Genomic DNA, 13,453 nt, shown 5'->3' with positions numbered 1-13,453 from the left:
CTATTGCCGTTCTTGTGGTGACGGGACGCTTACTTCTTCTCGCCGCCGGCGGTGTCCCCGCTGGCCGGTGCCGGAGTGGTCGGCGTCGGGGTGGCCGGGGTGGCGGTCGAACCCGAATCAGCCGGCGCCGGAGTAGCCGGTGCGGCAGGGCTTGCCGGTGCTGCCGGCGTGGTCGCCGAGTCAGCCGGCGCGCTGGCCGGCGGGTTGGCCGCAGGCGTGGCAGGAGCCTCGTCGCGCTTGTTGCAGCCGGCGAGGACGGCGGTGAATACGGCGGCAGCCAAGAGGGTGTGGCGAATCTGCATATTTTGCCTCCAAAGGTTGTTGATCGGATTTGCCGAAAATCATGGGGTTGCCGAAATTCGACACTGCTCAAATCGGATTATTCCCGCTTTGCTGGTCCCGCACTGTCAGAAAATGGCGCATCTTGATGTCAGCCATCGCAGGCAATCTGACACAAAAGACAAGGATTTCAGCCGCAAAAACCCGTATCATCGCCAGCTATGATGACCCTCCCCGCCCTTCCTTCTCTCTTTCCCCGCCTGCTGTGCGGCCTGCTGACCAGCCTGGCCCTGGCGCAGGCGGCCCATGCCGACATCACCCCTGTTTCAGCAGCGCAATGCGCGCGCATGAAGAGCAGCAAGGTCATCACTGCCGGCAATCCGGTTCCCTGCCAGCGGCTGGCCACGGTGAGCTTCGACTACAACGACAGCGAGGGCGCCGTCCGGCGCGGCGCGGTGGTGGTGCTGGACGCCATCGCCCCGGAGGTGGAGGCGCTGTTCGGGGAATTGCTGCTGCGCTCCTTCCCGCTGGCTGGCGCCCAGCCGATGGAAGCCTTCGAGGGCGATGACCAGCGCTCCATGGCCGCCAACAACACCTCGGCCTTCAACGGTCGGCCCATGACCGGGGGCGGCGGCTGGTCCAAACACGCCTATGGCGCAGCCATCGACATCAACCCGCTACAGAATCCCTACGTCAGCCAGGCGGGCAGTCCCACCCAGGAAGTCCTGCCGCCGGCGGGGAGCGCCTATCTCGAGCGCAGTCCGGTCAGGAGCGGCATGGCCGAGGACGTGATCAGCGTGTTCCATGACCATGGTTTCCTGGTCTGGGGCGGCCACTGGAAGCAACCTATCGACTACCAGCACTTCGAGATCGGCAGCCGCGCCTTCATCCAGCGCCTGGCCAGCCTGCCGCGTCCCCAGGCGCGCGCCGAGTTCGGGCGCTATGTCACGGCCTACCGGCAATGCGCCCACAGTGGAGCGAGCGCAACAGGCGGTGATGAGGACGAAGACACCCCCGAAGACACCACCCTGCGCGACCAATGCGCCGCCAGGCTGAAGAAGTAGCTAGAACCCATTTCATCAATAGGCGTGAGTGCGAGCGAGTCCCGTTTGGGATGAAGTGCAAGGCGCGAATTTGGGTCAAGACTGGGCGTCTTGACCCACTCGTAACGCAGCAATTCGCCCAAACGGGCCGCTCCCTCCGGGTTCTGCCCAGAAAGGGCGCTGGCCGCGTTGCGCTCCTTGCGTGTGGCACCGCCACACGACGCGTCGCGCGCCTTGCCAGCGCCCTTTCTGGGCAGAACGCATCTCACGCCTATTGATGAAATGGGTTCTAGCATCCCACACTGGTAAAGATAGGCAAGTCCGGGTTAAGGGCGGCGGCAGCGGCAAGGCTCCCACCTATACTCCCCTGGCAGTCACAAGTCTGGGCCACCGGCCCGGGGGGCCCACACTTTACCGAGGAGATGGTCATGTCCATCAACAACGTCACTTCCACCTATCACAGCAACGCCTACACCAACCTGCCCACGCCGGCCAAGAAGCCTGCGGTCAGCTTCACCGACGTGCTCAACTCCGCTGGCCAGCCTGCCCTGGGCAGCAATGGCGTCGTCAACTATGGTGTGCCGGCCAGCCAGAACACCACCCGCGCCTGAGCGAGCGGCGCAGAGGCAAGAAAGCCCGGTCACGTTGTTGCGTGGCCGGGCTTTTTCATGCGTGCGATTTCCTGCGTTTATTGCGGGGCATTGGCCTCATTGAGCGCATTGACGATATCAGCGCGCTTGAGTTCAGGTGCGAACTGCTGGATGAAATCGAAGGCATAGCCACGCAGGTAAGCGCCGCGCCGCACCGCCAACCGGGCGATGTTGGCCTTGAACAGGTGCGAGGCATTGATGGCCACCATCTCCTGGTGCTTGCCCTGGTCCACCGCCATCGAGGCCACCAGCCCCACGCCCATGCCCAGCGAGACGTATTGCTGGATCACGTCCGAATCCATGGCGGTGAGCACGATGTCGGGTTCGATGCCGGCCTGGCGGAAGGCTTCATCGATATGGCCTCGGCCGGTAAAGCCGACGTCATAGGTGATCAGCGGCCAGGTGCCCAGGTCTTCCAGCGAGACCTGTTCCAGCCCCAGCAGAGGATGGCCTTTGGGCACCACGATGACGTGGCTCCAGGTATAGCAGGGGAAGGACACCAGTTCCTTGAATTGCGACAGGCCTTCGGTGGCGATACCGATATCGGCCTTGCCCGAGATGACCCATTCGGCGATGTGTTCCGGCGCGCTCTGCTGCAGGGCGATGCGTACCTGCGGGAAAGCGTCGCGGAAGGCCTGCACCACGCGCGGCAGCACGTAGCGCGCCTGGGTGTGGGTGGTGGCAATGGAGAGCGTGCCGCTCTGCTCGCCGGCGTATTCCTTGCTGGCGCGACGCAGGTTCTCGGCTTCCAGCAAAAGCCGCTCGACGATGCCCAGGATGCCCTTGCCGGGCTCGGTCAGGCCGGTCAGGCGCTTGCCGTTGCGCTCGAAGATTTCCACGCCCAGCTCTTCTTCCAGTTCGCGGATCTGGCGGCTCACGCCGGGTTGCGAGGTGAACAGCACATTGGCCACTTCGGTCAGGTTGAAGCCGCAGCGCGCGGCCTCGCGGATGGAACGCAGCTGCTGGAAATTCATCGTGCCGGCCCTCCTTCCTGTTGCGCAAAGACCTGCAGGCGGCGCGGACGCACCACCAGGGTCTCGCCATTCTTCAAGCCCAATTGGGCGAAACGTTCATTGGGGATGACCGCCTCGATCAGCTCGGCATTGTCATCGCGCTCCAGTTCCAGTTGCGCCAGCGGACCGATGGCGTGGGCGCGGCGCAATTGCACCACGATGCCCTCGGCACCCGGCGAATAGCGCTCCACGTCCAGATCATGCGGGCGCACGAAACCGACCCCGGCGGCATCGCGGATATTGTCGTGGCCGGGCGCCTCAAAGCGCGCGCCACCGGCGTCGAGCACCCCTTCATGCAGACGGCCATGAAACAGGTTCACATTGCCCAGGAAGCCGTAGACGAAGGGCGAAGCCGGATGGTTGTAGACCGCCTCGGGTGTGCCGATCTGCTCGACCTGGCCCTTGTTCATCAACACCACCTGGTCGGCCACTTCGAGGGCTTCTTCCTGGTCGTGGGTGACGAAGATGCTGGTGACGTGCAGTTCATCGTGCAGGCGCCGCAGCCAGCGGCGCAGTTCCTTGCGCACCTTGGCGTCGAGCGCGCCGAAGGGTTCGTCCAGCAGCAGCACGCGCGGCTCCACGGCCAGCGCACGGGCCAGCGCGATACGCTGGCGCTGCCCGCCCGAGAGCTGCGGCGGATAGCGGTCGGCCAGCCAGTCCAGTTGCACCAGCTCCAGCAGGCGCTTGACCTTCTCGCGGATCACCGCTTCCGACGGACGCTGGCTGCGCGGCTTCACGCGCAGGCCAAAGGCGATGTTCTCGAACACGGTCATGTGCTTGAACAAGGCATAGTGCTGAAACACGAAACCGACCTGGCGCTCGCGCACATGGCGCGCCGAAGCGTCCTCGCCATCGAGCAGCACCTGGCCGGAGTCGGGAGACTCCAGACCGGCGATGATGCGCAAGAGCGTCGTCTTGCCACAGCCGGACGGCCCCAGCAAGGCCGTCAGTTCGCCCGCCGGGAAATTCAGCGACACGTCGTTGAGCGCGGTGAAGCTGCCAAAGCGTTTCTGGATATGATGGACTTCGATGCTCATGATGACTCCTTAGACTTGCTCGCTGGCGCTGTGCTGCTGATGCAGCCGCCACTCGATGACACTCTTGATGGCCAGTGTGACCAGGGCCAGGAAGGCCAGCAGCGAGGCCACGGCAAAGGCGCCGGTGATGTTGAATTCGTTGTAGAGGATTTCGACCTGCAGGGGAATGGTGTTGGTCTCGCCGCGAATGTGGCCGGAGACCACCGACACCGCCCCGAACTCGCCCATGGCGCGGGCATTGCACAGGATCACGCCATACAGCAGCCCCCACTTGATATTGGGCAGCGTGACATGCCAGAAGGTACGCCAACCGGACGCGCCCAGCACCAGGGCGGCCTCTTCTTCCTCGCTGCCCTGCGACTGCATCAGCGGGATCAGCTCGCGCGCCACGAAGGGGAAGGTCACGAAGATGGTGGCCAGCACAATGCCCGGCACGGCGAACAGGATCTTGATGTCATGCTCGCGCAGCCAGGGACCGAGATAGCCCTGCAGCCCGAACAACAGCACATAGATCAGCCCCGAGATCACCGGCGAGACCGAGAATGGCAGGTCGATCAGGGTCAGCAGCAGGTTCTTGCCGCGGAACTCGAACTTGGCGATGGCCCAGGCGGCGGCTACGCCAAAGACCAGGTTCAGCGGCACGGCGATGGCGGCGGTGATGAGGGTCAGCTTGATGGCCGACCAGGCATCGGCCTCGGTGATGGAGGCCACATAGACATCCCAGCCCTTGCGCAGCGCTTCATAGAACACCGCCACCAGCGGCACGAACAGGAACAGCGTCAGGAACGCCAGCGCGATGCCGATCAGCAGCGCGCGCACCCAGAAGGGTTCGGCCGTGGCCGCCGGGGTCAGCGGCGGCTCGCCACGGGCGATCGCCTGGTGGGCCGCGGAAATGGGCGCAGCACTCATCTCAGATCCTTTCCGACTGGCCGCGCTTGCGGGTCCAGGCTTGCAACAGGTTGATGGTCAACAGCAGCACGAAGGACACCAGCAGCATCACCATCGCAATGGCCGTGGCGCCGGCATAGTCGTACTGTTCCAGTTTGGTCACGATGAACAGCGGCGTGATCTCGGACACCATCGGCATGTTGCCGGCGATGAAGACGACCGAGCCGTATTCGCCGGAAGCGCGTGCAAACGCCAGTGCAAACCCGGTCAGCAAGGCCGGCAGGACCGTGGGGAAGATCACCCGGGTGAAGGTCTGCCAGCGGCTTGCGCCCAGGCTGGCAGCGGCTTCTTCGAGCTCGCGCTCGGCCTCTTCCAGCACCGGCTGCACGGTGCGCACCACGAAAGGCAGGCCGATGAAGGTCAGCGCCACCAGCACCCCTAGCGGCGTAAAGGCGACCTTGATGCCCAGCGGAGCGAGCAGCTTGCCCAGCCAGCCATTCTGTGAATAGAGGGTGGTCAGGGCGATGCCGGCCACGGCGGTAGGCAAGGCAAACGGCAGGTCCACCAGGGCGTCAATGATGCGCTTGCCGGGAAAGCGATAGCGCACCAGCACCCAGGCCACGATGCCGCCGAAGATCACGTTCAGGAAAGCGCCGATGAGGGAAGCCCCGAAACTCAAGCGATAGGACGCCATCACCCGGGGCGAGGTCACGGCCTCGATGAAGCCCTCCCAGGTCAATGTGAAGGTCTTCAGGAACAGCGCCGACAGCGGGATCAGGACGATCAGCGCCAGATAGAAGAGGGTGAAGCCCAGCGACAGCCGGAAACCTGGCAGGACACGCCGGCCACTGCCGCCAGAAGCGGCTGCCGGCGCGGCCCGAGGGGCGGCAAGGGAAACAGGGGATGCGGACATTGTCGTTCTCTTTTTATTACAAATGCGACTATAGGTGAGCGATATTCGCACCCGATAGTTATAAAGAGAACGAAGTTTTTTGCATGCCCTTAGAAGAAAAGCGCATAAAGACCCAGCTAAATGCCGCTCTTCCTGCGCTTGAGGAGGAGCAACCGGACGAGATTCAGGCGATCTGGTCCAGCAGCTCCAACAGCCATTGCTGGCCCTGGGTCCAGTCGCCCAGACCGGACTCCGCATTGATATGGCCATGCGCGCCCACCGAGCGGAAATCCGCGCCCCAGGCCTCGGCCCAGTGGCGGGCGCGCTCGGCGCTCATCCAGGGATCGTTGTCGCTGCCGATCACCCTGGCCGCAAAGGGCAGCTTGTGCCTGACTGCCGCGCTGACGCCGAACTTGACCGGATCCGCCGGGGCCACCAGCAAGGCGGCCACGATGGGATAGGCCGAGCCGCCCTCGGCTTGCAAGGCGGCGGCGCGATGGACGGTGGCCAGGCAGCCGAAGCTGTGCGCCACGATCACCGTGGGCCGGCCATCCTGTGCCAGCACCTCGCCCAGACGCTGCGACCAGCGCGGCAGGTCGGGGCTTTCCCAGTCATCCTGCCGGACCCGCTCGAAACCCGGATACAGGCGCTGCCAGCGCGACTGCCAATGTTCGGCGCCGCTATCGGACAGGCCGGGCGCCACCAGTACCCGGAAGTCGGCCAGCCGCGCCGGGGCCGAAGACGTTTGGGAAGACAGACTCATACGCGCCTCACTGCTGGAGATAGAACCACGGAGTATGCCTCAGGCCGCGTCCCTGAGCGCCAGGAAAGTCTCCGGCAGATGCGCCGCCGGCACGTCCCACAGGTAACCCTGGGCATGGATAGGCTGGGCCAGCGCCTGCCCGTACTGCTGCAGCCGCCCGAAGACCTCCCGGCTCTCGACGCGCTTGAAGAAGATGCGCACGCCCTGCTCCGCCGCCCGCAACAGCAGCAAGGCCACGCTGTCAGGGTCGGCCAGTTCGCGCGCATCGACCTTGATCAGATCGGGCCTGACCTTGTCCAGCAGGCCCAGCGCTTCCAGCGGACTATTGGCTGACACGCCCAGGCGGAAACCGTTGCGGCGGTAATTGTCCAGCACATAGTTGAGCAGCCAGCGCTGGTTGGGCGTGACCACCGGCAGTTGCAGCACAATGCGCTCATGCGGCAGTTCCAGCGCGGCCAGGATGCGGCGATAGGCCACACCGTGATTATTGTTGACCGCCGCCAGCAGCCGCGCATGCACCGACAGGTGCAGCTCGGGCGCATCCTCGCCGACCTGGCGGTAATAGTTGATGGCGTGCAGCATGCGGCACAGGCGGTCCAGTTCTACCGATTCGTCGTCACTGGCGGCCTGGTCGAGCAGCTTCCACAGATGCAGGCCATCGTCGACGGCCGAATGGCTGCGGGCGAAGGCTTCGCAGGCGATCACCTGGCCGTCGTCGAAGCTGCGCACCGGCTGGAAGGCCGATGTCAGCGAGGTATTGAAGAAACGCCCTGCGGCGCGCCCCTGCTCATCCAGCCAGACCGGGGAGGCCGTGGTGGCGCCCTTGGAAAGGCGCGCCAGATAAGCGTTCAGTGCCTGATATGCCATCGGGCCTGCTCCTGAAAAAAATACCGCCCGGGCAGGCTGGCCGCCCGGAACGGCCACGCGATCACAGCTTGGCGATCGATACTTCGGTGGCCTTGACCAGCGCCACCACTTCACTGCCAATGGTCAGGCCCAGGTCCTTGACCGAACGGGTGGTGATGACCGAGGTCACGATGCCCGCCGGGGTCTCCACATCCACCTCGGACACCACCGAACCTTCGATGATGGCCTTGACCTTGCCCTTGAACTGGTTGCGTACGTTGATTGCTTGAATGGTCATGCTCTGCTCCTTGATGAAACGGTGTGGCACTTGCCGCGCCGTAGGGGTTGAAATCAATGTTGTTCAGATGGCCCACTGCACCTGCTGCACGCCACGCGGCGCAAACGCAGGTTCCAGTTCCTCGATGGCGGATTCGCTACCCGGATGCCTTAGCACCCGCGCCAGGATCGCTTCTTCCAGCGCCGCAAACTGCGCCTGGCCGCGCGAGCGCGGGCGGGCCAGGTCGATGCGCTGGTCCAGGGCCACGCGGCCGTCTTCGATCAGCAGTACGCGGTCAGCCAGGGCGATGGCTTCCTGCACATCGTGGGTGACCAGCAAGGCGGTGAAGCCGCGTTCGCGCCAGAGCGATTCGATCAGCGTCTGCATCTCGATGCGGGTGAGCGCATCGAGCGCGCCCAGGGGTTCGTCCAGCAGCAGCAACTGCGGGTCATGCACCAGCGCACGCGCCAGCGCCACGCGCTGCCGCTGGCCGCCCGAGAGCACGGCAGGCCACTCACCGGCGCGCTGATCCAGTCCGACCTGGCGCAACGCGTGCAAGGCTTGCGGCGCTGCCTGCCGAGGCAGGCCCAGGGCCACATTGGCCTGCACCCGCTTCCACGGCAGCAGGCGGGCGTCCTGGAACATGATGCGCACCTCGGGCTGGCCGCTGCCGCCGTGTTCATAGATCAGCTCTCCGCAGCTGGCTGCATCCAGCTGCGCCACCAGGCGCAACAGCGTGCTCTTGCCGCAACCGCTGCGCCCGACGATGGCGACGAATTCGCCCGCTGCGATATCGAGATCGATCTCATGCAAGACCGTGCGCCCGCTGAAGGCCTTGGACAAGGCGCGCAGCCTGATGCCCACGCCCCGCCCGGCGGCGCGGCGGACTTGCTGGTTTTCCTGTGCGTCGTTACGCATGCTCTTCTCCTGACTCGGTCTCATGCAGCTTCATTGATAGCCCGGATGCCAGCGCAACCAGAACCGCTCCAGCCAGCGCGCCGCCGTATCGGCCAGCTTGCCCAGCAAGGCGTACAGCAGGATGCCCACCAGCACCACATCGGTCTGCAGGAATTCGCGGGCATTCATGGTCATGTAGCCGATACCGGCCTGGGCTGAAATGGTCTCGGCCACGATCAGCAACACCCACACCAGCCCCAGCGCAAAGCGCAGGCCCACCAGGATGGCCGGCAAGGCGCCCGGCAGGATCACGTCGCGGTACAGCGGCCAGCCCGACAGGCCGTAGCTCTTGGCCATCTCGATCAAGCCCTGGTCGACCGAGCGGATGCCGTGGAAGGTGTTGAGGTAGACCGGGAAGAACACCCCCACCGACACCAGGAACAGCTTGGCCGTCTCATCGATGCCGAACCACAGGATCACCAGCGGGATCAGCGCCAGCGCGGGAATGTTGCGCACCATCTGCAAGGTGGTGTCCAGCAGCAGCTCGGCCGAACGCAGGCTGCCCGAAAGCAGTCCGAGGATCAGGCCCAGACCGGCGCCGACCGCAAAACCGGAGGCCGCCCGGCCACTGGAGACGGCCAGGTGACGCCACAACTCGCCCGAGGCGGACAGTTCCCAGGCCGCCTTGAGCACGGCCAGCGGTTCCGGCAGGATGCGGCTGGACAGCCAGCCCGCCTGCGCCGCCACTTCCCACCACACCAGCAGCAGCAGCGGCAAGAGCCAGCCGATCCAGGCATGGCTTGGCTGGAACGACTTCCTGGCGGCCTTGGGCTTGGCCTGTTCCTGCGGCCCGGCGACCCTGCCTGCGACCGGATTGGATGCGCTCGTCATGACCGCCTCAACTGGCTGACACGCGCACCGGCGCGGCCTTGGGCAATTCGGTATTGCCAACGATCTCGCCGAAGGGGCCGGGCAGCTGTTGGCCACTGCCGCCTTCGCGCTGCCCGCGCGGCAACAGAGGGAACACCAGTTCGGCAAACCGGTAGGACTCTTCCAGGTGCGGATAGCCCGAGAGGATGAAGGTATCGATGCCCAGCGCCGCATATTCCTGGAGCCGTTCGGCCACCGTCGGGCCATCGCCCACCAGCGCCGTGCCCGCGCCGCCTCGCACCAGGCCGACCCCAGCCCACAGGTTGGGACTCACTTCCAGCTTGTCGCGGCGGCCGCCGTGCAGGGCCGCCATGCGGCGCTGCCCTTCCGAATCCATGCGGGCAAAGTTGGCCTGGGCCTTGGCGATGGTCTCGTCATCGAGCCGACTGATCAGTTCATCGGCAGCGCGCCAGGCGGCTTCATTGGTCTCGCGCACGATCACGTGCAGGCGGATGCCGAAGCGCAGCGTACGGCCTGCCTTGGCGGCGCGTTCGCGCACGCGGGCGATCTTCTCGGCCACGGCGGCGGGCGGCTCGCCCCAGGTCAGGTAGACATCGACCTGCTCGGCCGCCAGGTCGATCGCCTCGTCGGAAGAACCACCGAAATACAGCGGCGGATACGGCTGCTGCACCGGCGGATAGAGCGCCTTGGCGCCCTTGACGCTGAGATGCTTGCCCTGGAAATGGGTCGGTTCGCCGCTGCGGGTCTTGGTCAGCACGTCGCGCCAGATCTTGAGGAATTCGTCGGAAATCTCATAGCGCTCGGCATGGCTGCCGAAGACGCCATCGCTCTCCTGCTCCACCGGATCACCGCCGGTAACTACATTGATCAGCAGGCGGCCCCCGGAGAGGCGATCGAAGGTGGCGGCCATGCGCGCGGCCAACGTGGGCGCCATCAGGCCGGGACGCACGGCTACCAGGAATTTCAGGCGGCGGGTGGCGTCGATGAGGCTGGCGGCGGCCACCCAGGCGTCTTCGCACGAGCGACCGGTGGGCAGCAGCACACCGTCGTAGCCCAGGGTATCGGCGGCCACGGCGACCTGTTTCATGTAGTCATGGCTGACCGCGCGAGCGCCTTCGGACGTGCCGAGGTAGCGGCTGTCGCCATGGGTGGGGATAAACCAGAAAACGTTCATGCTAGGACTCCTGTGGCAGCCTTATTTGAGGACGGCGTCGCTGACCTTGAGCGGCTTGGGGATGAGCTTGAGTTCATAAAAGGCGTCGGCGATCTTCTGCTGCTCGGCCAGCACCTGGGCATCGACGGGCTTGTAGACATGGGCATAGCGCTTCAGGCCGGTCTCGATGATGTCGGCGTCCAGGCCCTGGATGGGCGCGAGCTGGGCCGCGGCCTGCGCGGTGTGGGTGCGCACCCATTCGCCTTCGCGGCTGATCTCTTCCAGCAGGATCTTCTCGACCTGCGGATTCTTGGCCGCAAAGGGCCGTGCGCTCAGGAAGAACTGGTGGTGATTGACCGCGCCCACGCCAGTGGCCAGGCGACGTGCGCCGACCTGTTTTTCGGCCGCGGCCTGGAACGGATCCCAGATCGCCCAGGCATCCACGGCGCCGCGCTCGAAGGCGGCGCGTGCGTCAGCCGGGGCCAGGTAGACCGGCTGGATATCGCTGTACTGCAGGCCGGCCTTCTTCAACAGCGCCACCACCAGCCAGTGCACGTCGGAACCCTTGTTGAAGGCGATCTTCTTGCCCTTCAGTTCGGCCACGCTCTTGATGGGCGAATTCTTTTGCACCAGCAGGCCTTCGGCATCAGGCGTAGGAATTTCATAGGCGGTATAGACAAAGTCCGCGCCCGCAGCCTGGGCAAACACCGGCGGCGCTTCACCAACATAGCCGAAATCGACCGAGCCCACGTTCAAGGCCTCCAGCAATTGGGGGCCAGCGGCGAATTCGGCCCACTTCACTTCCACGCCCAGCGGCTGCAGGCGTTTTTCCAGCGTGCCATGGGCTTTCAGGAGCACCAGGGTATTGGCGGCTTTCTGGTAGCCGATGCGCAGCAGCTTGGTTTCCTGTGCCTGGACGGGCGAGGCCCCCAGGGCGATGGTCAGCGCACCCAGGGCGATGGCCGAGAGGCGCTGGATGGCGCGGCGGCGCGCTTGATGGACAGTCTTGTTCTTGTTGGCGGACATGGTTTTCTCCAGATTCCAGAAATTCAGGCATGCAAGCGGCCATCCGCTGTACCAGCCGGTGCTCTTGTCGGTGCGGATCGCCGTGCCGGACTCACTCCGGCGCTGTTCTTCAGTAGGAAACGCTGTATTGCAGTTGCGAGAAGGGAATCTCGCGGAATTGCTCGGGCGCGGCCTTGTGCAGGGCCAGCAGGCTGGCCGAGAGCTGCGCCACACCTTCATCGACGCGGGCTTCGATGGGGGCGTCCAGCACCAGGCCTTTTTCTTCACTCCAGGTCACTTGCGCCTCGGTGGCATAGATGCTGGGCAGCACATGCTTGGGATTGAGCGAAGAGAGCACCGGGCGCAACGCATAGTCCAGCGCCAGCATGTGCGACTGGCTGCCGCCGGTGGCCAGCGGCAGCACCAGCTTGTCGGTCAGGCCGAATTGCGGCAGCAGGTCCAGGAAGGCCTTGAGGATGCCGCTGTAGGCGGCCTTGTAGACCGGCGTGGCCACCACCACGGCCGAGGCCTCCGCGACGGTGGCCAGCGCCGCCTTGACCTCGGCGTCGTTCCAGTCGGCGCGCAGGATGGCCTGGCCCGGCAGGTCACGCACCTCCAGGCGGGCGTAGCGATGTCCTAGCTGGGCCAGCTTGTCGCCGACGTGATGCAGCAGACGAGTGGAACGGGAAGGCGCAGAGGGGCTGCCGGCCAATAACAGGATAGTCATGTCGTGTGCTTGTACGGGGAGGGAGGGGAACCGGCGCGCCGGTTCCCGCCAGGGTTTCAGGTCACTTCTTGTTGGGCGCGTAGAGCTGGTCGAAGGTGCCGCCATCGGCGAAGTGGGTCTTCTGGGCCTTCTGCCAGCCGCCGAAATCCTTGTCGATGGTCACCAGGTTCAGCTTCGGGAATTGCGAGGCGTACTTGGCGGCGATCTTGGGATCGATGGGGCGGTAGTAGTTCTTGGCGATGATTTCCTGGCCCTGCTCCGAATAGAGGTACTTCAGGTATTCCTCGGCCACCTTGCGGGTGCCGCGACGGTCGACCACCTTGTCGACCACGGCCACTGGCGGCTCGGTCAGGATGGAGACGGACGGCGCTACGATGTCGAACTTGTCCGGCCCCCATTCCTTGAGGGAGATCAGGGCTTCATTTTCCCAGGCCAGCAGCACGTCACCGATGCCACGTTCGACGAAGGTGATGGTGGCGCCGCGGGCACCCGAATCCAGCACCGGCACATTCTTGAACAGCTTGGAAATATAGTCGCGGGCGGCGTCGTCGCTACCGCCCTTCTGCTTGGCATAGGCCCAGGCCGCCAGGTAGTTCCAGCGGGCGCCGCCGGAGGTCTTGGGGTTGGGGGTGATGACGGAGACGCCCGGCTTGATCAGGTCGCCCCAGTCCTTGATGCCCTTGGGATTGCCCTTGCGCACCAGGAAGACGATGGTGGAGGTATAGGGCGAGCTGTTGTGCGGCAGGCGCTTTTGCCAGTCGGCCGGCAAGAGCTTGGCCTTTTCCGAGATTTCATCGATGTCATAGGCCAGGGCCAGGGTCACCACGTCGGCATCGATGCCGTCGATGACCGAACGGGCCTGCTTGCCGGAACCGCCATGGGAAGCCTTGATGGTGACGTTGTCGCCCGACTTTTCCTTCCAGTACTTGGCGAAGGCCTTGTTGTAGTCAGCGTAGAGTTCGCGCGTCGGGTCGTAAGAGACGTTGAGCAGCGAGACGTCTGCCGCCTGCGCCACATGGGCGGCCTGGGCCAGCACCAGGGCGACAGCGACCGACTTGATGATGTTCTTCAGCATATCCGTTCCCGAATGTT

General features: G+C 64.8%; 16 protein-coding genes. 2 read left to right on the top strand and 14 right to left on the bottom strand.

Annotated features, from left to right (window positions below):
• Positions 1–29 precede the first annotated feature (29 nt).
• A complete protein-coding gene (locus ACP92_RS08225) occupies positions 30–302 on the bottom strand; it encodes a hypothetical protein (protein ID WP_041310467.1) in 273 nt (90 codons plus the stop codon).
• Between the two features lie 198 nt (positions 303–500).
• Between ACP92_RS08225 and ACP92_RS08220 the strand changes: the two genes are divergently transcribed.
• Complete coding sequence (locus tag ACP92_RS08220) at positions 501–1,343, top strand: M15 family metallopeptidase (RefSeq protein ID WP_013233672.1); 843 nt, start codon at positions 501–503, stop codon at positions 1,341–1,343.
• Between the two features lie 407 nt (positions 1,344–1,750).
• Positions 1,751–1,933, top strand: a complete 183-nt coding sequence (locus tag ACP92_RS08215; RefSeq protein ID WP_041310465.1) for a hypothetical protein — start codon at positions 1,751–1,753, stop codon at positions 1,931–1,933.
• Between the two features lie 77 nt (positions 1,934–2,010).
• Here the strand turns inward: ACP92_RS08215 and ACP92_RS08210 are convergent, their stop codons facing one another.
• The 13 genes from ACP92_RS08210 to ACP92_RS08150 form a co-directional block, all read right to left on the bottom strand.
• On the bottom strand, positions 2,011–2,946 hold the full coding sequence (locus tag ACP92_RS08210; protein WP_013233671.1) for a CysB family HTH-type transcriptional regulator: 936 nt from the start codon (positions 2,944–2,946) through the stop codon (positions 2,011–2,013).
• Positions 2,943–4,022 carry a sulfate/molybdate ABC transporter ATP-binding protein gene (locus ACP92_RS08205; RefSeq protein WP_013233670.1) on the bottom strand — a complete coding sequence of 360 codons (1,080 nt, stop codon included), beginning with the start codon at positions 4,020–4,022 and terminating at the stop codon, positions 2,943–2,945. The genes ACP92_RS08210 and ACP92_RS08205 overlap by 4 nt, the downstream gene beginning before the upstream one ends.
• A gap of 9 nt (positions 4,023–4,031) precedes the next feature.
• Positions 4,032–4,931: a sulfate ABC transporter permease subunit CysW gene (cysW, locus tag ACP92_RS08200; RefSeq protein ID WP_013233669.1), complete on the bottom strand. Its 900-nt coding sequence runs from the start codon at positions 4,929–4,931 to the stop codon at positions 4,032–4,034.
• 1 nt (position 4,932) lies between these two features.
• Positions 4,933–5,823 carry a sulfate ABC transporter permease subunit CysT gene (gene cysT / locus ACP92_RS08195; RefSeq protein ID WP_013233668.1) on the bottom strand — a complete coding sequence of 297 codons (891 nt, stop codon included), beginning with the start codon at positions 5,821–5,823 and terminating at the stop codon, positions 4,933–4,935.
• A gap of 163 nt (positions 5,824–5,986) precedes the next feature.
• Entirely contained in the window at positions 5,987–6,565 is a 579-nt protein-coding gene (locus ACP92_RS08190) for an RBBP9/YdeN family alpha/beta hydrolase (protein ID WP_013233667.1), read from the bottom strand.
• A 39-nt stretch (positions 6,566–6,604) separates the two neighbouring features.
• Positions 6,605–7,432: an EAL domain-containing protein gene (locus tag ACP92_RS08185; protein WP_013233666.1), complete on the bottom strand. Its 828-nt coding sequence runs from the start codon at positions 7,430–7,432 to the stop codon at positions 6,605–6,607.
• A 61-nt stretch (positions 7,433–7,493) separates the two neighbouring features.
• Positions 7,494–7,709 (bottom strand): TOBE domain-containing protein, encoded by a 216-nt coding sequence (locus tag ACP92_RS08180; RefSeq protein ID WP_006464491.1) that lies wholly within the window; start codon positions 7,707–7,709, stop codon positions 7,494–7,496.
• 63 nt (positions 7,710–7,772) lie between these two features.
• On the bottom strand, positions 7,773–8,606 hold the full coding sequence (locus ACP92_RS08175; protein WP_041310463.1) for an ATP-binding cassette domain-containing protein: 834 nt from the start codon (positions 8,604–8,606) through the stop codon (positions 7,773–7,775).
• 30 nt (positions 8,607–8,636) lie between these two features.
• Complete coding sequence (ssuC, locus tag ACP92_RS08170) at positions 8,637–9,476, bottom strand: aliphatic sulfonate ABC transporter permease SsuC (protein ID WP_013233664.1); 840 nt, start codon at positions 9,474–9,476, stop codon at positions 8,637–8,639.
• Positions 9,477–9,483: 7 nt separating this feature from the next.
• Positions 9,484–10,650, bottom strand: coding sequence for an FMNH2-dependent alkanesulfonate monooxygenase (gene ssuD, locus ACP92_RS08165; protein ID WP_013233663.1), 1,167 nt, complete (start codon positions 10,648–10,650; stop codon positions 9,484–9,486).
• A gap of 21 nt (positions 10,651–10,671) precedes the next feature.
• Entirely contained in the window at positions 10,672–11,655 is a 984-nt protein-coding gene (locus ACP92_RS08160; RefSeq protein ID WP_013233662.1) for a sulfonate ABC transporter substrate-binding protein, read from the bottom strand.
• Positions 11,656–11,764: 109 nt separating this feature from the next.
• Positions 11,765–12,361, bottom strand: coding sequence for an NADPH-dependent FMN reductase (ssuE, locus tag ACP92_RS08155; protein WP_013233661.1), 597 nt, complete (start codon positions 12,359–12,361; stop codon positions 11,765–11,767).
• A gap of 61 nt (positions 12,362–12,422) precedes the next feature.
• Positions 12,423–13,436, bottom strand: coding sequence for a sulfate ABC transporter substrate-binding protein (locus tag ACP92_RS08150; protein WP_013233660.1), 1,014 nt, complete (start codon positions 13,434–13,436; stop codon positions 12,423–12,425).
• Positions 13,437–13,453: the final 17 nt, after the last annotated feature.

The organism is Herbaspirillum seropedicae, assembly GCF_001040945.1.
Classification (GTDB): Bacteria; Pseudomonadota; Gammaproteobacteria; order Burkholderiales; family Burkholderiaceae_D; genus Herbaspirillum; species Herbaspirillum seropedicae.
This window is presented reverse-complemented; position numbering and strand designations above follow the sequence as displayed.